The 22,290-nt window shown below is 57.1% G+C and carries 12 protein-coding genes, 2 tRNA genes and 4 rRNA genes; 9 read left to right on the top strand and 9 right to left on the bottom strand.

Features of this window, described 5'->3' with window-relative positions; all coding sequences use genetic code 11:
• Positions 1–6: 6 nt before the first annotated feature.
• Together KUIN1_RS26775 and KUIN1_RS26770 are read right to left on the bottom strand one after the other, a co-directional pair.
• A complete protein-coding gene (locus tag KUIN1_RS26775; protein WP_152092412.1) occupies positions 7–1,128 on the bottom strand; it encodes a Re/Si-specific NAD(P)(+) transhydrogenase subunit alpha in 1,122 nt (373 codons plus the stop codon).
• A gap of 419 nt (positions 1,129–1,547) precedes the next feature.
• Complete coding sequence (locus KUIN1_RS26770; protein WP_152092411.1) at positions 1,548–2,462, bottom strand: LysR family transcriptional regulator; 915 nt, start codon at positions 2,460–2,462, stop codon at positions 1,548–1,550.
• 153 nt (positions 2,463–2,615) lie between these two features.
• Here KUIN1_RS26770 and KUIN1_RS26765 point away from each other — a divergent pair, with 153 nt between their 5' ends.
• From KUIN1_RS26765 to rrf (KUIN1_RS26725), 8 genes are all read left to right on the top strand, one after another.
• Positions 2,616–3,797: an acyl-CoA dehydrogenase gene (locus KUIN1_RS26765; RefSeq protein WP_003401217.1), complete on the top strand. Its 1,182-nt coding sequence runs from the start codon at positions 2,616–2,618 to the stop codon at positions 3,795–3,797.
• Positions 3,798–3,806: 9 nt separating this feature from the next.
• Complete coding sequence (locus tag KUIN1_RS26760; RefSeq protein ID WP_172980115.1) at positions 3,807–5,030, top strand: CaiB/BaiF CoA transferase family protein; 1,224 nt, start codon at positions 3,807–3,809, stop codon at positions 5,028–5,030.
• Between the two features lie 589 nt (positions 5,031–5,619).
• Positions 5,620–7,158, top strand: a 16S ribosomal RNA gene (locus KUIN1_RS26750).
• A 123-nt stretch (positions 7,159–7,281) separates the two neighbouring features.
• Positions 7,282–7,358 (top strand) — tRNA-Ile (locus KUIN1_RS26745).
• Positions 7,359–7,388: 30 nt separating this feature from the next.
• A tRNA-Ala gene (locus tag KUIN1_RS26740) sits at positions 7,389–7,464 on the top strand.
• A gap of 243 nt (positions 7,465–7,707) precedes the next feature.
• Positions 7,708–10,601, top strand: a 23S ribosomal RNA gene (locus KUIN1_RS26735).
• 153 nt (positions 10,602–10,754) lie between these two features.
• A 5S ribosomal RNA gene (rrf, locus tag KUIN1_RS26730) occupies positions 10,755–10,870 on the top strand.
• 107 nt (positions 10,871–10,977) lie between these two features.
• A 5S ribosomal RNA gene (gene rrf / locus KUIN1_RS26725) occupies positions 10,978–11,093 on the top strand.
• Together the 16S, 23S and 5S rRNA genes with 2 tRNA genes alongside form the textbook arrangement of a ribosomal RNA operon.
• Positions 11,094–11,210: 117 nt before the next feature.
• Here rrf (KUIN1_RS26725) and KUIN1_RS26720 read toward each other — a convergent pair.
• From KUIN1_RS26720 to KUIN1_RS26690, 7 genes are all read right to left on the bottom strand, one after another.
• Complete coding sequence (locus KUIN1_RS26720) at positions 11,211–11,690, bottom strand: SRPBCC family protein (RefSeq protein ID WP_057457813.1); 480 nt, start codon at positions 11,688–11,690, stop codon at positions 11,211–11,213.
• A 32-nt stretch (positions 11,691–11,722) separates the two neighbouring features.
• On the bottom strand, positions 11,723–15,169 hold the full coding sequence (locus KUIN1_RS26715) for a non-ribosomal peptide synthetase (RefSeq protein WP_152092409.1): 3,447 nt from the start codon (positions 15,167–15,169) through the stop codon (positions 11,723–11,725).
• Complete coding sequence (locus KUIN1_RS26710) at positions 15,166–16,113, bottom strand: diiron oxygenase (protein WP_024643247.1); 948 nt, start codon at positions 16,111–16,113, stop codon at positions 15,166–15,168. The genes KUIN1_RS26715 and KUIN1_RS26710 overlap by 4 nt, the downstream gene beginning before the upstream one ends.
• A gap of 42 nt (positions 16,114–16,155) precedes the next feature.
• Entirely contained in the window at positions 16,156–16,932 is a 777-nt protein-coding gene (locus KUIN1_RS26705; protein WP_011269372.1) for a DUF3050 domain-containing protein, read from the bottom strand.
• Between the two features lie 818 nt (positions 16,933–17,750).
• Complete coding sequence (locus KUIN1_RS26700) at positions 17,751–18,488, bottom strand: GntR family transcriptional regulator (protein ID WP_152092408.1); 738 nt, start codon at positions 18,486–18,488, stop codon at positions 17,751–17,753.
• Positions 18,489–18,806: 318 nt separating this feature from the next.
• Positions 18,807–19,814, bottom strand: a complete 1,008-nt coding sequence (locus tag KUIN1_RS26695; protein WP_024659488.1) for an aldo/keto reductase — start codon at positions 19,812–19,814, stop codon at positions 18,807–18,809.
• Between the two features lie 20 nt (positions 19,815–19,834).
• Positions 19,835–20,524, bottom strand: a complete 690-nt coding sequence (locus KUIN1_RS26690; RefSeq protein ID WP_003407919.1) for an HAD-IA family hydrolase — start codon at positions 20,522–20,524, stop codon at positions 19,835–19,837.
• A 275-nt stretch (positions 20,525–20,799) separates the two neighbouring features.
• Between KUIN1_RS26690 and KUIN1_RS26685 the strand changes: the two genes are divergently transcribed.
• The gene (locus tag KUIN1_RS26685; RefSeq protein WP_152092407.1) at positions 20,800–22,281 is read left to right on the top strand and encodes a YdgA family protein; all 1,482 of its coding nucleotides are present in this window, start codon (positions 20,800–20,802) and stop codon (positions 22,279–22,281) included.
• Positions 22,282–22,290 lie beyond the last annotated feature (9 nt).

The following is a 22,290-nucleotide window of genomic DNA, read 5'->3' as shown; positions in this document are numbered from 1 at the left end:
GTGTCCTCAGCCGTTCTTGCGGACAACTTGCCCGTCGCGGCACATCAGGCATGCGGCGACGATGTCGTCTTCGAGGTTGATCGAGAATGTGCCGTCCTTGTCGAACAGCAGCTTCATGAAGTCCAGCAGGTTGCGGGCGTAGAGCGCCGATGCATCGGCTGCGACCAGAGCGGGCAGGTTGGTGTGGCCGACGATGGTCACGCCGTGCTCGACAACCACTTGATCGGCAACGGTCAGCGGGCAGTTGCCGCCCTGTGCTGCGGCCAGGTCGATCACCACCGAGCCTGGTTTCATCTGCGCCACGGTTTCTGCGCCGAGCAGCACCGGTGCCTTGCGGCCGGGAATGAGTGCGGTCGTGATGACGATGTCCGACAGTTTCGCGCGCTCATGCACAGCGGCGGCCTGGCGCTGCATCCAGCTGGCCGGCATGGGCCGCGCGTAGCCGCCGACGCCTTCGGCGCATTCGCGCTCTTCGTCGGTCTCGTAGGGCACATCGATGAATTTCGCGCCCAGCGACTCGATCTGTTCCTTTACTGCCGGACGCACATCCGAGGCTTCTACCACGGCGCCCAGCCTTTTGGCGGTGGCAATGGCCTGCAGACCGGCAACGCCTGCGCCCAGGATCAGCACCCGGGCAGCTTTGACGGTGCCGGCAGCTGTCATCAGCATGGGCATGAAGCGCGGGTAATGATGTGCGGCGAGCAGTACTGCCTTGTAGCCCGCGATGTTGGCTTGCGAAGACAGCACATCAAGGCTTTGCGCGCGCGATGTGCGCGGCGCGGCTTCCAGGGCGAACGCGGTAATGCCGCGTGCGGCCATCTTGCCGATCAGTTCATTGTTGAAGGGGTTGAGCATGCCGACGACCACCGAGCCACTTTTGATCATACTCAGCGCCTCATCGTCAGGTGCGACGACCTTGAGAATCAGCTCGGCCGCATAGGTCTCGTCAGTGTCACCGATCACTGCGCCAGCAGCCTCGTAAGCGCTGTCCGGAACGCTGGCATGAAGGCCCGCGCCGCTTTGCACCGTAACCCTGTGACCCTGGCTGATCAGCTTTTTGATGGTTTCCGGGGTAGCAGCTACCCGGGTTTCGCCCGCTTGTGTTTCGAGAGGAACACCAATGTGCACGACAAATCTCCTGCGCGATTTTTTATCGTTCGTATGTAGGCCAGTGCACTACGGCTGGTGCGTCTGGCTTGGCCAATCAGCACACCCCTTTGCAGCAGGGGCGGGGCATTTTGCAGGCGAAGTTTGCGGGCTTCAATACATTCTGTAACGAAACTATAGATGAACTACAAGTCACACTGTGACCTATTGTCGCACTGATCTGACGAGGACCTTTATCTGTAAGGCTTGTGGCGCTATTCCTTACGAAAAACAGGTGATAGAAGTTTTCTGGCGGAAAACCGGGAAAAGCAGCGAATAGCACTAAAGTCCCTATAAACAAAGGGGGATGCCGGATTTTTGTGAACAGTGGGAAGTTTCTTCATTGCGACATAAGGTTATATCTGTAGGCGACTTTCGCTATGGACTACCTTTGAACGGCTTCAGGCTTGTTCCTGGGGCAGCCGGTAGCGCTGGGCCTGTTCGATCAGCCAGTCACGAAATGCAGTCAGCGAGGCCGATTCCACTTTGCGCTCGGGAATCATCAGGTAATAGGCCTTACTGCTACTGCCGGGCAGTGCGCGGGTGTTTGCGATCACCAGGCGACTTTCCTGCAGTTCACGCTGAATGAGGAAGGGCGGAATCAGGGCGATGCCCATGTCGTGCATGGCCGCCTTCGCCAGCATGGAGAACAGCTCGTAGCGCGGACCGGTCATGTCACGCGCTACATCCAGATCCTGTGCGTTGAACCATTGCCGCCAGGCGTAGGGCCGGGTGGTCTGTTGCAGCAGTGGCAATTCGGCCAGTTCGCGTGCTTCCAGGCTGTCGCGACCTTCAAGAAAGGAGGGACTGCAAACCGGCATGGAGTTTTCGCCCATCAGCCGATGCGACTGGGTGCCGGACCAATCGGCATCGCCAAAGTAGATCGCGGCATCGAAGTCGGTGTCGGCAAACAGGAACGGGCGGGTGCGGTTGGTCAGGTGGACCGTGACGTCGGGGTGCTTGTGCTGGAAGTCCTTCAGGCGCGGCAGCAGCCACTGAGTGCCGAAGGTCGGCACCACGGCGAGCTCGATGGCGTTGGCACCTTGCTGGCCCATGACCGACAGTGTGTCACGCTCGACCGCGTCCAGTTGCTGGGACACACGACGACTATAGGACAGCCCCGCTTCCGTGAGTTTTACGCCCCTGCGCGAACGCCGGAACAGCTCAACGCCGAGAAACTCCTCCAGTCCGCCGATTTGCCGACACACAGCGCCTTGCGTGAGGGACAGCTCATTGGCGGCCTTGGTGAAGCTCTCGTGGCGGGCGGCTGCCTCGAAACTGACCAGTGCAGTGGTGCTGGGTATCTTGCGTCTCATGTACTTTCTTCTCACTGATATTTTTGTTTTAGAGCGCAGTCCTGTGTCACGGAGTGAGAAATTAGCACAGACGCTTGATAAAACCTCGTTTGTCGCTGGCATGGGCCGGGACTAGGATCGCTGCATGATTTCATCTGAATGCGAGGAACTGGCATGAGCGGTAAGGCAAGCTTTAACTGGATTGACCCCTTGTTGCTGGATCAACAGCTCACTGAAGAAGAGCGCATGGTCCGCGACACGGCCGAGCAGTTCGCCCAGAGCAAGCTGGCCCCGCGCGTGCTGGAAGCGTTCCGTCACGAGAAAACCGACCCGGCCATCTTTCGCGAGATGGGCGAGGTGGGGCTGCTGGGGGCGACCATCCCGGAAGAGTTTGGTGGCAGCGGTCTGAATTACGTGTGTTATGGGTTGATTGCGCGCGAAGTCGAGCGTATCGACTCGGGCTACCGTTCAATGATGAGTGTGCAGTCCTCACTGGTCATGGTGCCGATCAACGAGTTCGGTACGCAGGCCCAGAAAGAGAAGTACCTGCCCAAACTGGCTTCGGGCGAATGGATCGGCTGCTTCGGCCTGACCGAGCCTGATCATGGGTCCGATCCTGGAGCGATGATTACCCGTGCCCGGCGTGTCGAGGGTGGTTACCGCTTGAGCGGCAGCAAGATGTGGATCACCAACAGCCCGATCGCCGATGTGTTTGTGGTGTGGGCCAAGGACGATGCCGGCGATATTCGCGGTTTCGTTCTCGAAAAAGGCTGGGCAGGCCTGAGCGCTCCGGCCATTCACGGCAAGGTTGGTTTGCGCGCATCGATCACCGGCGAGATCGTCATGGATAACGTGTTCGTCCCCGAAGAGAACATCTTCCCCGACGTGCGCGGTCTGAAGGGGCCGTTCACCTGCCTCAACTCGGCACGGTACGGCATTTCCTGGGGTGCGCTGGGTGCCGCGGAGTTCTGCTGGCACACCGCGCGGCAATACACCCTGGATCGCCAGCAATTCGGGCGTCCGTTGGCGGCCAATCAGCTGATCCAGAAGAAACTGGCAGACATGCAGACCGAAATCACTCTGGCCTTGCAGGGTTGCCTGCGTCTGGGGCGCATGAAGGACGAAGGTACGGCTGCCGTGGAGATCACCTCGATCATGAAGCGCAACTCGTGCGGCAAGTCGCTGGATATCGCGCGCTTGGCGCGCGACATGCTGGGCGGTAATGGCATCTCGGACGAGTTCGGTATCGCCAGGCATCTGGTCAACCTGGAGGTTGTGAATACCTACGAAGGCACGCACGACGTGCATGCGTTGATCCTTGGGCGTGCGCAGACCGGCATTCAGGCTTTCTATTAAGGAGGGCTGATCATGGGGGCGCTTTCGCATATCCGGGTGCTCGACCTGTCGAGAGTCCTGGCCGGGCCATGGGCCGGGCAGATCCTTGCTGACCTCGGCGCTGACGTCATCAAGGTCGAGCGCCCCGGGTGTGGCGATGATACGCGCTCGTGGGGGCCGCCGTTCCTTCAGGATGCTGCGGGGCAGAACACCAGCGAGGCGGCTTATTACCTGTCCGCCAATCGCAACAAGCAGTCAGTGACCATCGACTTCACGCGTCCTGAAGGGCAAAGGCTGGTGCGCGAACTGGCAGCGAAGTCCGACATCGTGATCGAAAACTTCAAGGTCGACGGGCTGGCGGCTTACGGACTGGATTACGAGTCGCTGAGGGCGGTCAACCCGAGGCTGATCTATTGCTCCATTACCGGCTTCGGGCAAAGCGGGCCGTATGCGCGGCGTCCGGGTTACGACTTCATGATCCAGGCGCTTGGCGGCCTGATGAGCCTTACCGGTTTGCCGGAGGGTGAAGAGGGTGCCGGGCCGGTGAAGGTCGGCGTCGCATTGACCGACATCCTGACGGGGCTGTATTCGACGACGGCCATTCTCGCTGCTCTGGCGCATCGTGATCAAAGCGATATCGGCCAGTATATCGATATGGCGCTGCTGGATGTACAAGTAGCCTGTCTGGCCAATCAGGCCATGAACTACCTGACGACAGGGGTAGCGCCAAAACGTTTGGGAAATGCTCATCCCAACATCGTGCCGTATCAGGACTTCCCCACGGCTGATGGCGACCTGATTCTTACCGTCGGCAATGACAGTCAGTTCAGGAAGTTTGCCGCTGTGGCGGGGCAACCGCAGTGGGCGGACGATCCGCGCTTCCTGACCAATACGCTACGAGTGGCTCATCGTGCCGAGCTGATTCCGTTGATTCGCCAGGTGACGGTGTTCAAGAGCACTGCCCAGTGGGTCGGTGAGCTGGAGGCCGCCGGTGTGCCTTGCGGGCCGGTCAATGACCTGGCCCAGGTGTTTGCCGATCCGCACGTGGTAGCGCGTGGCCTGGCCATAGAGCTTCCCCATGCGCTGGCCGGGCGTGTTCCGCAGGTCGCCAGCCCGATACGGCTGTCTGAGACGCCAGTCGAATACACAAGGGCGCCGCCATTGCTGGGAGAGCATACGGCGCAAGTGCTGCAGGCGCTGCTGGGGATGGGAGAGGAAGAGATCACTCTGCTGCGCGAGGCAGGGGTGCTGTAGCTATATAGAAGAAAGCGTTTGCGACGGGCTCTTCTATATAGCCAAGGGGCCTTTAAGGTTAATTTTGGCGATTTTGAAATTAACGGTTGACGCCCTCTGTGAGGTGTCTATAATTCGCCCCACTTCCGGCGCAGACGGATACGAAAAAGCCTTGTAGATCAATAGTTTGCAAGGTTTTAGAGTGAAGAGTCAGCGAGGAAGGAGGTCGGGTCTGGAGTGATCGGCAGCGGTGAGAAAAAAGAGTTTGACACGCGGTTGTAACGCTGTAGAATTCGCCTCCCGCTGATGAGCAACTCAAGAGTTGATCGCAGCGCAAGTGGTTGAAGTTGCAAAGGAAACTTTGAAAACTTCTTGAAATAACCGCTTGACAGATACAGAGGACGCTGTAGAATGCGCGCCTCGGTTGAGACGAAAAGTCTTAACCCACCGCTCTTTAACAACTGAATCAAGCAATTCGTGTGGGTGCTTGTGGTGTCAGACTGAAGTCAACAGATTATCAGCAACCCAAGTTACTCCGCGAGAAATCAAAGATGTAACCAACGATTGCTGAGCCAAGTTTAGGGTTTTCTCAAAACCCAGTTAGATGTTTGAACTGAAGAGTTTGATCATGGCTCAGATTGAACGCTGGCGGCAGGCCTAACACATGCAAGTCGAGCGGCAGCACGGGTACTTGTACTTGGTGGCGAGCGGCGGACGGGTGAGTAATGCCTAGGAATCTGCCTGGTAGTGGGGGATAACGCTCGGAAACGGACGCTAATACCGCATACGTCCTACGGGAGAAAGCAGGGGACCTTCGGGCCTTGCGCTATCAGATGAGCCTAGGTCGGATTAGCTAGTTGGTGAGGTAATGGCTCACCAAGGCGACGATCCGTAACTGGTCTGAGAGGATGATCAGTCACACTGGAACTGAGACACGGTCCAGACTCCTACGGGAGGCAGCAGTGGGGAATATTGGACAATGGGCGAAAGCCTGATCCAGCCATGCCGCGTGTGTGAAGAAGGTCTTCGGATTGTAAAGCACTTTAAGTTGGGAGGAAGGGCAGTTACCTAATACGTGATTGTTTTGACGTTACCGACAGAATAAGCACCGGCTAACTCTGTGCCAGCAGCCGCGGTAATACAGAGGGTGCAAGCGTTAATCGGAATTACTGGGCGTAAAGCGCGCGTAGGTGGTTTGTTAAGTTGAATGTGAAATCCCCGGGCTCAACCTGGGAACTGCATCCAAAACTGGCAAGCTAGAGTATGGTAGAGGGTGGTGGAATTTCCTGTGTAGCGGTGAAATGCGTAGATATAGGAAGGAACACCAGTGGCGAAGGCGACCACCTGGACTGATACTGACACTGAGGTGCGAAAGCGTGGGGAGCAAACAGGATTAGATACCCTGGTAGTCCACGCCGTAAACGATGTCAACTAGCCGTTGGGAGCCTTGAGCTCTTAGTGGCGCAGCTAACGCATTAAGTTGACCGCCTGGGGAGTACGGCCGCAAGGTTAAAACTCAAATGAATTGACGGGGGCCCGCACAAGCGGTGGAGCATGTGGTTTAATTCGAAGCAACGCGAAGAACCTTACCAGGCCTTGACATCCAATGAACTTTCCAGAGATGGATTGGTGCCTTCGGGAACATTGAGACAGGTGCTGCATGGCTGTCGTCAGCTCGTGTCGTGAGATGTTGGGTTAAGTCCCGTAACGAGCGCAACCCTTGTCCTTAGTTACCAGCACGTTATGGTGGGCACTCTAAGGAGACTGCCGGTGACAAACCGGAGGAAGGTGGGGATGACGTCAAGTCATCATGGCCCTTACGGCCTGGGCTACACACGTGCTACAATGGTCGGTACAGAGGGTTGCCAAGCCGCGAGGTGGAGCTAATCTCACAAAACCGATCGTAGTCCGGATCGCAGTCTGCAACTCGACTGCGTGAAGTCGGAATCGCTAGTAATCGCGAATCAGAATGTCGCGGTGAATACGTTCCCGGGCCTTGTACACACCGCCCGTCACACCATGGGAGTGGGTTGCACCAGAAGTAGCTAGTCTAACCTTCGGGAGGACGGTTACCACGGTGTGATTCATGACTGGGGTGAAGTCGTAACAAGGTAGCCGTAGGGGAACCTGCGGCTGGATCACCTCCTTAATCGACGACTCAGCTGCACCATAAGCACCCACACGAATTGCTTGATTCATTGAAGAAGACGATTAGAAGCAGCTTTAAGCTCCAAGCTGATAGCTCAACGCTAGCGGCTACAAGCTCGAAATTGGGTCTGTAGCTCAGTTGGTTAGAGCGCACCCCTGATAAGGGTGAGGTCGGCAGTTCGAATCTGCCCAGACCCACCAATTTTGTGTGGGAAACGCCTGTAGAAATACGGGGCCATAGCTCAGCTGGGAGAGCGCCTGCCTTGCACGCAGGAGGTCAGCGGTTCGATCCCGCTTGGCTCCACCACTTACTGCTTCTGTTTTGAAAGCTTAGAAATGAGCATTCCATTGATCCTGATGATCAGTGCCTGAATGTTGATTTCTAGTCTTTGATTAGATCGTTCTTTAAAAATTTGGGTATGTGATAGAAAGAAATATAGACCGGGCACCTCTTTCACTGGTGCGTGTCCGGGCTAAGGTAAAGTTTGTGAAATGCAAACTTTCGGCGAATGTCGTCTTCACAGTATAACCAGATTGCTTGGGGTTATATGGTCAAGTGAAGAAGCGCATACGGTGGATGCCTTGGCAGTCAGAGGCGATGAAAGACGTGGTAGCCTGCGAAAAGCTTCGGGGAGTCGGCAAACAGACTGTGATCCGGAGATGTCTGAATGGGGGAACCCAGCCATCATAAGATGGTTATCTTGTACTGAATACATAGGTGCAAGAGGCGAACCAGGGGAACTGAAACATCTAAGTACCCTGAGGAAAAGAAATCAACCGAGATTCCCTTAGTAGTGGCGAGCGAACGGGGACCAGCCCTTAAGTTGTATTGAGATTAGCGGAACGTTCTGGAAAGGACGGCCATAGTGGGTGATAGCCCTGTACGCGAAAATCCCTTTGCAATGAAATCGAGTAGGACGGGGCACGAGAAACCTTGTCTGAATATGGGGGGACCATCCTCCAAGGCTAAATACTACTGACTGACCGATAGTGAACCAGTACCGTGAGGGAAAGGCGAAAAGAACCGCGGAGAGCGGAGTGAAATAGATCCTGAAACCGTATGCGTACAAGCAGTGGGAGCCCACTTTGTTGGGTGACTGCGTACCTTTTGTATAATGGGTCAGCGACTTATTTTCAGTGGCGAGCTTAACCGAATAGGGGAGGCGTAGCGAAAGCGAGTCTTAATAGGGCGTCTAGTCGCTGGGAATAGACCCGAAACCGGGCGATCTATCCATGGGCAGGTTGAAGGTTGGGTAACACTAACTGGAGGACCGAACCGACTACCGTTGAAAAGTTAGCGGATGACCTGTGGATCGGAGTGAAAGGCTAATCAAGCTCGGAGATAGCTGGTTCTCCTCGAAAGCTATTTAGGTAGCGCCTCATGTATCACTGTAGGGGGTAGAGCACTGTTTCGGCTAGGGGGTCATCCCGACTTACCAAACCGATGCAAACTCCGAATACCTACAAGTGCCGAGCATGGGAGACACACGGCGGGTGCTAACGTCCGTCGTGAAAAGGGAAACAACCCAGACCGTCAGCTAAGGTCCCAAAGTCATGGTTAAGTGGGAAACGATGTGGGAAGGCTTAGACAGCTAGGAGGTTGGCTTAGAAGCAGCCACCCTTTAAAGAAAGCGTAATAGCTCACTAGTCGAGTCGGCCTGCGCGGAAGATGTAACGGGGCTCAAACCATGCACCGAAGCTACGGGTATCATCTTTTGATGATGCGGTAGAGGAGCGTTCTGTAAGCCTGTGAAGGTGAGTTGAGAAGCTTGCTGGAGGTATCAGAAGTGCGAATGCTGACATGAGTAACGACAATGGGTGTGAAAAACACCCACGCCGAAAGACCAAGGTTTCCTGCGCAACGTTAATCGACGCAGGGTTAGTCGGTCCCTAAGGCGAGGCTGAAAAGCGTAGTCGATGGAAAACAGGTTAATATTCCTGTACTTCTGGTTATTGCGATGGAGGGACGGAGAAGGCTAGGCCAGCCTGGCGTTGGTTGTCCAGGTTTAAGGTGGTAGGCTGAGATCTTAGGTAAATCCGGGATCTTAAGGCCGAGAGCTGATGACGAGTGTTCTTTTAGAACACGAAGTGGTTGATGCCATGCTTCCAAGAAAAGCTTCTAAGCTTCAGGTAACCAGGAACCGTACCCCAAACCGACACAGGTGGTTGGGTAGAGAATACCAAGGCGCTTGAGAGAACTCGGGTGAAGGAACTAGGCAAAATGGCACCGTAACTTCGGGAGAAGGTGCGCCGGTGGAGGTGAAGCATTTACTGCGTAAGCCCCTGCCGGTCGAAGATACCAGGCCGCTGCGACTGTTTATTAAAAACACAGCACTCTGCAAACACGAAAGTGGACGTATAGGGTGTGACGCCTGCCCGGTGCCGGAAGGTTAATTGATGGGGTTAGCGCAAGCGAAGCTCTTGATCGAAGCCCCGGTAAACGGCGGCCGTAACTATAACGGTCCTAAGGTAGCGAAATTCCTTGTCGGGTAAGTTCCGACCTGCACGAATGGCGTAACGATGGCGGCGCTGTCTCCACCCGAGACTCAGTGAAATTGAAATCGCTGTGAAGATGCAGTGTATCCGCGGCTAGACGGAAAGACCCCGTGAACCTTTACTATAGCTTTGCACTGGACTTTGAATTTGCTTGTGTAGGATAGGTGGGAGGCTTTGAAGCGTGGACGCCAGTCTGCGTGGAGCCAACCTTGAAATACCACCCTGGCAACTTTGAGGTTCTAACTCAGGTCCGTTATCCGGATCGAGGACAGTGTATGGTGGGTAGTTTGACTGGGGCGGTCTCCTCCTAAAGAGTAACGGAGGAGTACGAAGGTGCGCTCAGACCGGTCGGAAATCGGTCGTAGAGTATAAAGGCAAAAGCGCGCTTGACTGCGAGACAGACACGTCGAGCAGGTACGAAAGTAGGTCTTAGTGATCCGGTGGTTCTGTATGGAAGGGCCATCGCTCAACGGATAAAAGGTACTCCGGGGATAACAGGCTGATACCGCCCAAGAGTTCATATCGACGGCGGTGTTTGGCACCTCGATGTCGGCTCATCACATCCTGGGGCTGAAGCCGGTCCCAAGGGTATGGCTGTTCGCCATTTAAAGTGGTACGCGAGCTGGGTTTAGAACGTCGTGAGACAGTTCGGTCCCTATCTGCCGTGGACGTTTGAGATTTGAGAGGGGCTGCTCCTAGTACGAGAGGACCGGAGTGGACGAACCTCTGGTGTTCCGGTTGTCACGCCAGTGGCATTGCCGGGTAGCTATGTTCGGAAAAGATAACCGCTGAAAGCATCTAAGCGGGAAACTTGCCTCAAGATGAGATCTCACTGGAACCTTGAGTTCCCTGAAGGGCCGTCGAAGACTACGACGTTGATAGGTTGGGTGTGTAAGCGCTGTGAGGCGTTGAGCTAACCAATACTAATTGCCCGTGAGGCTTGACCATATAACACCCAAGCAATTTGCGTCGAACGACCAGATTGCGGTGACTGTGAAGATGACACGAACCGAAAGTTTGCGTCACGAACGACACCTGACTGACTATCACATACCTGATTTGCTGAAGCGCGCCGCACGGCACGATTCGGTACCCGAATTTCTTGACGACCATAGAGCATTGGAACCACCTGATCCCATCCCGAACTCAGTAGTGAAACGATGTATCGCCGATGGTAGTGTGGGGTTTCCCCATGTGAGAGTAGGTCATCGTCAAGATTAAATTCCAGAAACCCTCATCGCTTACGCGCTGAGGGTTTTTGTTTAAGTAGAAGTCACCAAAATTCGCTGGAACGTTACCTGCTAACGGATCGGCAACTGAATTTCTTGACGACCATAGAGCATTGGAACCACCTGATCCCATCCCGAACTCAGCAGTGAAACGGTGTATCGCCGATGGTAGTGTGGGGTTTCCCCATGTGAGAGTAGGTCATCGTCAAGATTGAATTCCGAAACCCCTCATCGCTTACGCGATGAGGGGTTTTGTCGTTATGGGGCATCAAATAAAAAAGCCCGCTCAGGCATTCGCTCCGAGCGGGCTGCTGTGATGCAGCATCAATCAGCCAAACAGGCTGCGCACGTTACTCATTGCGCCATCTGCAAACCCCTGAAGAAACGCCTCGAATGCATCCCCTTCAGGCCCATTCTCAACAGGGTCGGCAACAATCGTCCAACTGGCGATGCAGGTATCGCCGTCACCGGTTGCTTCAACAGTCATTGCCGCCCACAGATTGCTGACCGGCAAGCTGGTGTGGATCAGTGACCAGGTCATATAAAGCGCTTGATCGTCCCTGGAGTTCAGTTGTTCGATGGCCACGTTGCCATCCTTGAACAGCTTGCTGCGAACCGAGCCCGGACCTTCGCCGGTGACCTCGATGCTCTCCAGCGCCGGTATGAATGCCTGGAAGCCACCGAAATTGCCGACGACAGCCCACACGCTGGCCGCATCACCGGAGACTTCCACGGCGGACACCACTCGGCATGCCTCTGGGTTCTTGATAAGGGTGTCGGGTTTCAGATTGCTGTGAAGTGTGTTCATGTCGTTCTCCATTTATCTCAGTGGGTAGTGGCTCAGATGAAGTCGATTTCTTTCAGGTAATCGCAGCCCCTGCGCAACAACGCCGGGGTTTTTTGCGGGTACTGTTCGCCCATGCGACGAATGCCGTTCAGGGTGTTGCGGTGCTCGATCATCGAGATGTCGCCGATGTCTTCTTCAAACCCGTCGAGGTAAAACCCCAGCACGCCAAACAGCGCGTTCTGGCTGTCGACGCGTCGGAGTTGCGCCTGCCATTGCTCGACGCTGACCAGCTCGAACTGACGCCCTGCCTCGCGGAAGGCGTGCACGTAGTCGCTCCAGCTCAAGGGCTCGGGGTTATGCAGATTGAACACCGCGTGTTCTGGTTGGTAACGGCTGGCATGGAAGCCGATGAAGCGCGCCAGAAAGTCCACCGGCATCAGGTCGAAGTTGATGGCGAATGCCGGAACCTGACCCAATTGCAGCGAGCCCTTGAGCATCAGCATCAAACGGTTTTTCTGTGGCTGACACACGCCGGTAACGCTGTTGAAGGCGATGTTGCCGGGGCGATAGATGTTCACCCACACACCTTGGTCCCGGGCACATTGCAGGATGCGCTCAGCCACCCATTTGGAGAGGTTGTAGCCATTCTTGATGTAGATCGGCGGGGTCGTGGCAGCGGGCTGTTCAAGCACATTACCGGCGGCATCGATGGCACTGCAGGCAGACAACGTCGACACGAAATTGAAGATCTTTTTACTGCGCCCTTCACACAGCTTGAGGCATTCAAAGACCGGGGCGACATTGTCTTTGACCAGGCTTTCATAGTCCTGAACATGGTTCACATTGGCAGCGTTGTGCACCAACGCACCAAACTCGAGATCCAGCCGCTCATACACCGCTTCACTGAGCCCCAACCGAGGCTTGGTCAGGTCAGCGGGGTAGACCTGCACGCGACTCAGGTCCAGGTGGTCCAGACGGTTTTCCCGCAGGGCATCCTCGAAGCGCTGCTGCGCGCTTTGTCCAGCAGCCTCGCGCACCAGGCAGGCGATCTCGGTCGCCCCCCGGTTGAGCAGCGCTTCGACGATATGCACACCCAGAAAGCCATTGGCACCCGTGACAATCACTTTATGAACATCACCCAGCCTGCTGACGGGCAATGTAGCCAGCTGAAAGTCCGGGTTGGCATCCCGCAGGGCCTGAGCACTGAGGACTCCGGCAGAAGTGCCGTCACTGGCGATTAGGCTGGCGAGCGTCAGCACGGTCGGTGCTTCGATAAAACGATTGATGGGAATGCTGCGCCCAAAGCGCTCACGAACCCCCAGCAACAGGCGCGACAGCAGGATCGAGTGACCACCGAGATTGAAAAAGCTTTCATCAGTCGAGATGTCGTCTGGCGGCAGCTCCAACAGCTCGCCCCATAGCTCCAGCAGCGCCCGCTCCTGCTCCGTCTCGGGCTGGCGACGAGCGTGCTGCCCGATAAAGCTCAGCGGTATTTCCAGAAGCGCTTTGCGATCGACCTTGCCGTTGCTGGCGAACGGCATGCCGGGCAACATCGTGTAGACGGCGGGATGCATGTAATCAGGCAACAGGCGTTGTACATGCGCTTTCAGTGCCTGTTCGTCATGCTCAAGGTACGGTTGAGCGAGAAACGCCAGAATTCGTCGCTGTCTGTCGATCACCACGGCAACCTGTCGATACAGTCCGCTGTCACGCAGGCAATGCTCGATCTCTTCCGGCTCGACCCGAAAGCCGCGAATCTTCACCTGATTATCACGACGTCCGCTGAGGACGATGCCGTCAGCCGTCCACTTGGCGATGTCGCCGGTGCGATAGGCACGCATAAGCTGGCCATCCGGCTTCGTCAGCCACACATAGCGCTCGGCGGTAAGCGCGGGATTGTTTACATAGCCCAGACAGACGCCGGGACCGATGATGTACAGCTCACCCTGAGTCTGTTCGGCCACGGGCTGCAATTGCTCGTCCAGAATCCACGCCTGGCTGTTGGCGATCGGTCGGCCCAGATGTCGGTTGCTGCTGGACGGCCCGAACTCGCAGGCGGTGACCAACACCGTGGCCTCGGTGGGGCCGTACAGGTTGTGGAAATGACATTGCCTGGTGAGTTGCGCAATCACGTGCGGCTCACAGACGTCGCCTCCGGTCATGACATGCTCAAGCCCCAGCGGTTGATCCAGCGGCAGGATGCTCAACAGCGCCGGCGGCAGGAATGCATGGGTGATGCCTTGTTGCAGCGCGCTGACCAACTGCAACGGATCACGTCGCTGGTCTTCATCGGGGACCACCAGCTCGGCGCCACTGAGCCAGGTGGGGAAAATGTCGATAATCGATGAGTCGAAACTCAGCGTAGAGAATTGCAGCACCCGGCTGTGTTCACTCAGGCTCAAATGCTCGGCATACCAGGCGGTGAAGTGGCTGAGATTGCGCTGGCTGAGCAATACGCCTTTCGGCTGTCCCGTGGTGCCCGACGTGTACAGCGCCATGCAGGGCGCATCCTGATCGGTAGCAACGCGTACATGGGTTGGAGCTCCATCTCCCACAGGAACCGTAGCGATATCCAGCGCCGGAAACTCCGCAGCCGCCAGCGGGTGCGAGCCATCGTGCAGCAACAGCATCGCTCCCGAGTTTTCCAGAATGTACTGCTGACGCTGCACGGGCTGGCCGGGATCAAGTGGCAGGTAAACCGCACCGCAACCCAGAACCGCGAGAATGCCCGCATACAGCTCGGCTGACTTGTGCAGGCAGATACCGATCACGGCAGGTGTGCCGGCTTTCGCGTGCGCCAGCAACGGCTGCAGCAAGCTTTGGATGGCGAGACTGTGCGCGTGCAGTTGCCGATAGCTGAGCGTCCGGTTGCGAACGGACAGTGCCGGGCGTTCGGCAAACTTCAGCAGCGCCTGCTCCAGCCGCTCGGTGATGGGTGTTTCGGACAGTTTCAGCAGATGCGGTTGATCTGTCTGATTGAAACGATGCTCGAACAGCAATTGATCAACCGCCTGCAAGCCGTGCTGCCGATCGCTCCGGGCGGGTGTGACGCTTGTCATACCGTTGAGACAGTCTTCGTCTCTGGATAACCGGCTGATCTGCAATGTCGCCAGATCCACCATGGCTGCGACAGCGGCATCACGCAGTACCCGCCCGTTGCCTGATTCCTCGACCGCAAGCCACTCATGAACGATCAAACGTCGAGCCTCGGCTGCGCCATGCCAGCACAGCAGCTCCAGCCGGGGTAACCCGTATTCCAGTTCCCCGCTGATACCGACCCGCAGTCGCAGTTGCGTGCAGTGGCCGAACGTACTCAGTTGTTCCTCGGACAGGTCAAGGCTGCCGTCTTCGATCAGCACGCCGCCATCAGGCACCGTCAACGCGTCCAGCGCCTGCTGATCAGACAGATGCCGCACGCCATGCCCGTGGTCCAGCAGCTCGCTATTCAGTTCACTCAAGGTCAGGCTGTGACCGATGAGCACAATCTCCAGGCGCTTCATTGCAGCGCCCTCTGCGCAGGCAGATAGTCCGCCAGCGCCCGCTGCACACAAGGATCGTCCAGCATCGAGCTGTTCTTGAAGAAACGCACGATGTTGGCCACCAGTGGATGATGGCGGTTGACTGGAAAACTCACAGCCCTGGTCTCATCCCTGAGCGCCTGCTTGACGGTGTCCGGCACCTGCAGGTGGTCGATCAGGGTGAAGTCGAAGCCATTCTGAATATCGTTGGTCAGGTATTGAGCGATGAACACCGGCATGATGCGGGCGATGGATTCCCGGTCCTGTTGGGGAGCGGTATGCCAATAGATGCGTACCAGCCGCGCCCAGAAGCCCGAGTGACGCCCCTCGTCCAGCAAGTGGTCGGCCATCAGCCCCTTCACCGATTGCTTGACCGATTCGTCCTTGGCAAACGCCGCCACGTCATTGGTCACGGTGTTCTCCGCGATGGCGACACAGATCAGCTCCACCGCGCTGCGCAGATGCTCGGGGGCCAGAGCCAATGCGGCGGGAATGGCCCGGCTGAGTTCAATCTCGTCCGGCAACGGGATAGGTTCTATGCCCGTCAGGGCGATGGTCTGTTGCATGAAGTCCATCGCCACCAGTGCGTGGTAGTCCTCATCGACCACCACCGTCATCGCGTCATAGCGACAGGCAAACGGGAAGCGAATCGCGAAGTTGTCCTTGGCGATACTGCGCGCGGTCCTGTCGACGATCTCGGTCTCGAAGATCACCACATCGTTGATGAACTTGTAGAGGCTCTGCACCAGCGCGTAATCGCGCCAATGCGCGCACTCGCGGGTGAACGTGTCACTGAGCACCAGCGGCTGTCGGCTGAGGGGGTAGATGAGTTTTTCATCGTTCTCGACCATCCTGCGTGGACGCGTACGAATGGTGGCGCGACCTTCCCACGCATCGATGAACGACATGTAGTCTTCTGCTTTCATGATGGCTTCCTTGTAAAGGCTTCAGGGTGTTGCGAGCGGGTCCTACGCGCTGGCCTGCATGCGCGGCGTTCGCATGCTCAGGCGCAGCGTGTCCCATAGCCGGATCCTGCTTTCCACAGCCGCGATGGCGGTCTGATAAACCTCTCGTTCGCGCTGCGTGTCGCCAGCAACCAGACGAGCCAGCAACTGCTCTGCTGCCGGGCCGTGATCTTCAGCGTCCACTTCGATGTGGCGCTCCAGGTAGTAGCGGAAGGTGGGTGCCTGGTCGGCGGTGATGCCCCAGTCATCGAGGATGGTCTGGAACATCAGCGGGATGACACTCTCGCGACCATGCAGAAAGGCCGCAGCAACGCTGTGTGCCGGCGCATGCAGGGCGATGTCGAGCGTGTGTGTCACGAATGCCGTCGCCGCCTGTCCCGCGTCGACGTGTTGCAGCGCAGTGGTGTAACGCATGCCCTGTCTCTGCAGTTCGATGAAGCGCTCGATCTGTACCGTGCTCGCGCCAATCTCGCGCATCGCATCCAGGTACAGCTCGAAGTGGCTGTAATGACCCGCGCCCAGTCGGTCATCGGACTCCTCCCCCAGCACGATCTCGTTGATCAGGCGGGCAGCGGAAGCATCTGTCGGCGGCAACCACGGCAATTGGGTGCAGGTCAGTTCCTGTTGCAGGCGCTTGGTCAGCGACATGAAATCCCAGACGGCGAATACATGGGTTTCCATAAAACGTCGGAGTACATCCAGTGTGGTGATTTCTGCAAAGATCGGATGACGGCCAAGTTCAACTTTCTTGTGTGCGAGCAGTGTTTTTTCACAAAGCATAGTGATATCCCTATTGTCATGGTGGTGGTCAGTGTTAATGCAGTTACTCAAGGGGTGAGCGTTATCGGCAGTGCGACGATGACACGTAATAAAGTCCCCGAATGCGAGGCGAACAAGGGCCTGAAGTGTGAGGGCTGATTTGCCACAAACACGCATCGGTTATTGAATTACACGATACAGCGCAACGCCGGTTTACCGAGCCTTGGCCCTTGTGGGGCAAGGTGTTCACCCCGGCATGCCGTCGATAACACGGCCGGCGAAGAAAACTTAAAACAAATTTAACAAGGGCTGCAATCGTTTTTTAATAATAATTAAAGGAGGTGTTTTTTGAGGGTGTAAGTGGCTATATAAAACGTCGGGTGTACGTTTTATAGGCGCGCAGACAACCCTTCCGACTGATTAAGTCAGAATTATTAATAATGAGCGAATGCCTCGCCCAGCGTTGCCGATGTGCTGAATAATCAGGGTTCTGGATTTTTTTAATGGGCGAAGTTGGAAATGACTTCCACTGTCTGTTTGCCCCGTTCAACAACTCCTTATCCATTGAGTTCATATGAACAGAGAACCGCTCCGATCCTGCGCGAGCCGTTCAGCCGTAGCCAGGGAACATCCTCCGGTTGGTTTCCTCAGCGTCACGGCCGAGTTTGCCTCATTCCAGCGTTGGGCCATCCGGCAGATCAGGAAAATAGCGATAAAAACGCCATGCCGGGGTTGAGCCTGGCGATACGCTGACGAGGTGTGAGGCGGAGGACGGGAGGTACAAGCGGCCAAGCCGCAGACGTTGTGTCACCGCCTGCTGGATAGACCGCCTTGATGATTCAGGCGGGGTTTTTCTTCGTTGCGCGGGGCGGCTTGGCCTTGGTGGCCTTTTTGCTGTTCAGGTATTGAGTGACGGCCTGAACACCTCGGTTGAGGTGATGCTGCAGTGCTTCGACACAGGGTTCGATCGCTTTCTGCTCGGCGAGCCGCAACAGTTGCCAATGGTCATCCTGAGAAAGCTTGCCCAGGCCCATATCGGACAGATTGAAACGCAGGAAGCGTTCTTCTTCGTTCAGGCCTTCTTCAACCAGACGCATGAGACGCGTGTTGTGGCTCTTGGCATACAGCGAAAGGTGGAACATTCGATTGAGTCTGCCGATCTGGCCGAAATCTGTCTCGACCTCAAGCTGCTCGATGTAGCCCTTCGCCGCCGCCAGATCGTCGGCATCTAGCAACGGGATAGACAGACGCAACGCTTCGGATTCCAGCAGTATGCGCAGGGCATAGGCGTCCACTGCGTCTTCGGTGATCAGCGGCGCGACCACCGCGCCCTTGTGCGTTTCGACACGCAGCAGCGACTGCGCCTCGAGCTGGCGCAGTGCTTCGCGCACAGGCATGCGGCTGACGCCAAACAGCGTCGCCAGTTCCTGTTGGCGCAATGCCGTGCCGCTTGGCAGGCTGCCATCGATAATGGCGTTTCGCAGCTTTTCTTCAATCACGGTTCTGGCAAGGTGCGCCGGAGGCTGCTCATTGCCCAGTACGGAGCCCAGAAAGGCTTCTCTATCTGATTTGCGCATTGGCCTACTTCTTCATCAACCCTGGCTGGACAATGTCCAATTAATCGCTTTGTTGCCGACAGACTAGCCAAGACTTGCCAGTCCGTCGCGAAAATACAAACATCATCATGTTTAACGGCGAGCAGCGAATCGCGCTGCAGCCCGGCGAACTCGACAAAATACGCGTCTATCTTAGCGCTCATCGACCTCACGTACCGAGTGCGTATTCACAGGTAACAGGAGTTTCACGTGTTGTTTTTATGACAGCGCGCTCTGAAACGACCGGTCCAGAGCGCAACAGTGACACGCTCGCGGCATAAGGCCGCAGGCGTGATCGTCTCAGCGCGTCAGGCGGCCGGAAACGAAGTGCTGAACGTCATTGAAGCCGGGCGTCGACGCATGGCCGGGGGTCACCAGCGAATCGATGAACGCTTCGTCTTCAGCGGTGATATCCACCGTGAGTGCCTTGGTATACCCGTCCCACTGCTGCTCGGTTCTTGGTCCGACGATGGCTGAGGTCACGGCCTGGTTGTTGAGCACCCAGGCAATGGCGAACTCGACAATGCCGACGCCTTTGTCCTGCACATACGCCTGAATTCGCTGCGCGATACGCAACGACTCCATGCGCCATTCGGTTTCCAGCAGTCGCTTGTCCTGACGTCCGGCGCGGCTCTCGCTGTCGGGAGCGATGTCCGGAGCGTATTTACCACTGAGCACACCGCGGGCTAGCGGGCTGTAGGGCACGACGCCCAGGCCATGATGTGCGGCTGCAGTGATCTGCTCGACCTCGGCCTGGCGGTTGACGATGTTGTACAGCGGCTGGCTGATGACCGGCTTGTCCACGCCCAGGCGTTGCGCAACGTTGACGATTTCAGCAATTCGCCAGCCGCGGAAGTTCGACACGCCCCAATAGCGGATCTTGCCTTGCCGGATCAGATCGCCAATCGCCGACACCGTCACTTCCAGCGGCGTGTCGTGATCTTCCTTGTGCAGGTAATAGATATCCACATAGTCGGTATCCAGCCGCCGCAGGCTGTTCTCGATGGCATTGAACATGTGCTTGCGGTTCAGACCGGCCCGATTGGGCACACCATCGGACGGGCCGATCGCGACCTTGGTGGCCAGCACCCAGTCGCTGCGCTGTGCCGCGATGGCCCGGCCGACGATTTCCTCCGAGCGCCCGGCGTTATAGACATCCGCCGTGTCGATGAAATTGATGCCTTGATCCCTGGCCTTGTCGATGATGCGCAGCGATTCCTCGGCAGCGGTCTGCTCACCGAACATCATCGAGCCGAGTGTCAGTGTGGAAACCTTGAGGCCGGACTGGCCAAGGGTTCGATAATTCATGCTCAGCATCTCCATGTCATTCAGGCGAGCTCAGGCAACCCCCACGCCTTGAGCGGGAAGTCGGCCAGCGAGCCCAGCAGCAGGTCCGCATGCTCGTATTGCTCGACCGGCATGTGCGAGTCCGGCACGGCCACCGCGTACATCCCGGCAGCCTTGGCGGCGGTCACACCGAATGGCGAGTCTTCGAAGACCAGGCAATCGGCAGGCGAGACGCCAAGACGGCGGGCGGCGACCAGAAAGATGTCCGGGGCCGGCTTGGCGGCGCCGACTTCCGGGTCGTCGGCGGTGACGACGGTGTCGAACAGTTCGAACCATGCGCGGTGCAGGGTGGTCTTGGCCTCGAAGTAATGCACCGACGAGCTGGTGCCCACGGCGATCGGAATATTATGCGCAGCCAGATGACGGACCAGCGCTTCGGCACCCGGCATGGCTGCGGCGCGCGGGAAACGCTCTTCAAGCATGGGCTCCCTGACTTCGAGAAACTCGTCGATCGACATCGGCAGCTCCAGCGCCTTGATCACGTAGTCCGAGAAGTCCCGGGCACCGCGGCCAATGGTGTGCTGCTTGACCGACCAGTCGAAGGTGCGACCGTGGCGGCTGGCAATCAAGTGGGTGACTTCGGTGTAAACCCCCTCGGTGTCCAGCAACAGGCCATCCATGTCGAAAATGACGGCCTTGATCGGGCCTCGTTGTTTTTGCTGCTCGCTCATGTGATCACGTCCTGTTCGCAAATTCGTTTCAGCCTAACGTTTCCGGGAAGGCTGTGGCTAGGGTCTGTTTCAAAACCTTTCAGCGGGATTGGCATGCGCAACAAAAGGCACAAGGCCATGTCCAACGCGCTTACAGAAGGGCGACGCGCCCACAGAAATGACCATGAAGGCTGGGCTCTCGGGATCTGCCGATGATAGTCTCTCGCGGCTTTCAATCGGCGCTGCCGCTCCCGGTACGACTTTCCCATCATCAGAACGGATATCTTCACGTCACTATGAATAAATCAGCAGGTATAGCGATTGGCGTCATCGTCGTAGCGGGCGCACTGGCTACGGCTGGTGCCTGGTACACCGGCAATCAACTGGAAGGCGCGCTGAACGACTCGATCAGCAAGGCCAATCAGGAGCTGGCCAAGTCGTTCAAAGGCACGGACACCAGCGTCAAACTGGAAATGCTCTCGCTCGACAAGCACTTCTTCAGCAGCACGGCGCACTACCGCGTCGACATCCAGAACCTGTCCGATAGCACCCAGGGCGGCCAGTTCTTGTTTGTCGACCATATCGAGCACGGCCCCATTCCGCTGTCGCATCTGAAAACCCTGAACCTGCTGCCGGTCATGGCCCTGAGCAATGTCCAGATGGAAAAAAGCCCCAGCGCCGAGAAATGGTTCGCCATGAGCAAGGACGTTCCACCGCTCAAGGGCCAGGCCAGCATCGGCTATGACCGCGCCACCAAAGGCACGCTGCAGATGGCTCCGCTGGAAATGACCGACGTCGACGGCACGTTCCGTTTTTCAGGTCTGGACCTGAACGCCGAGTCGTCCGCCGACGCGGAGAAATTCAGCCTTGCGGGCAACATGGACAATTTGCAACTCAATGTCGCGTCGCCCGACGGCCCGGTCAGCATCGAAATCAAAGGCATGACCTTCGACACGGGTGGTACCAAAGGCAAGTCCGGTTTCTATCTGGGCCACACCAACATGAAAATCCAGAACGCGGGTTTCCAGGTGGTGGGCAAGCCACAGGTGCAGATTCGCGATTTCACCAACACCAACCTGGCGCAGGAAGATGCCGGTAACCTGGCAGCCCAGATCAACTACGATGCCGGCATGATCGCCTACGCCGGCAAGGACGTCGGTTCTGCGCACATGGGCTTCAAGATCGCCAACTTCGATGTGCTGGCGACTCAGGCGCTGTATCAGTTGTATCAGGATAAAATCCTGCCTCAGCAGCAACAGGCCGCGCAGGAGAAACGTCCGTTCCGCCTGGAGCTGAGCCCGGCTGATCAGGAGCTGATGAACACCCAGATGAAAACGCTGCTGGCGGCCAAACCGCACATCGAGCTGGAAAAGCTCTCGCTCAAGACCAGCAACGGTGAAAGCCACATGCGTATCGCCGTGGACCTGGCCGATCCAGGCTCGCTCGATCAGCCTTCCGATGCGCTGCTCATGAAGAGCCTGGGCGAAGTCAACGCCAGGGTCGTCCTGTCCAAGCCGATGATTCGCGACCTCGCGACCCAGCAAGCCATTCGTGAAGGCCAGACCGACCTCAAGGTCATCGCCGATCAGGCCAAGGCCGCTGGCGACATGGCCAGCGCCATGGCCGAGATGATGCAACTGGCCAAGGTCGACGGCGACAACATCGTCTCCGACCTGCATTACGCCAACCAGATGGTCGACTTCAATGGCCAGAAAATGACCGTGCAGCAGTTCATGAGCAACGTCATGGGCAAGGTCGGCGTGCTGGGTAACCAGTAAGCCGCCTGT

It is taken from the genome of Pseudomonas sp. KUIN-1, assembly GCF_009176725.1.
Classification (GTDB): Bacteria; Pseudomonadota; Gammaproteobacteria; order Pseudomonadales; family Pseudomonadaceae; genus Aquipseudomonas; species Aquipseudomonas fragariae.
This window is presented reverse-complemented; position numbering and strand designations above follow the sequence as displayed.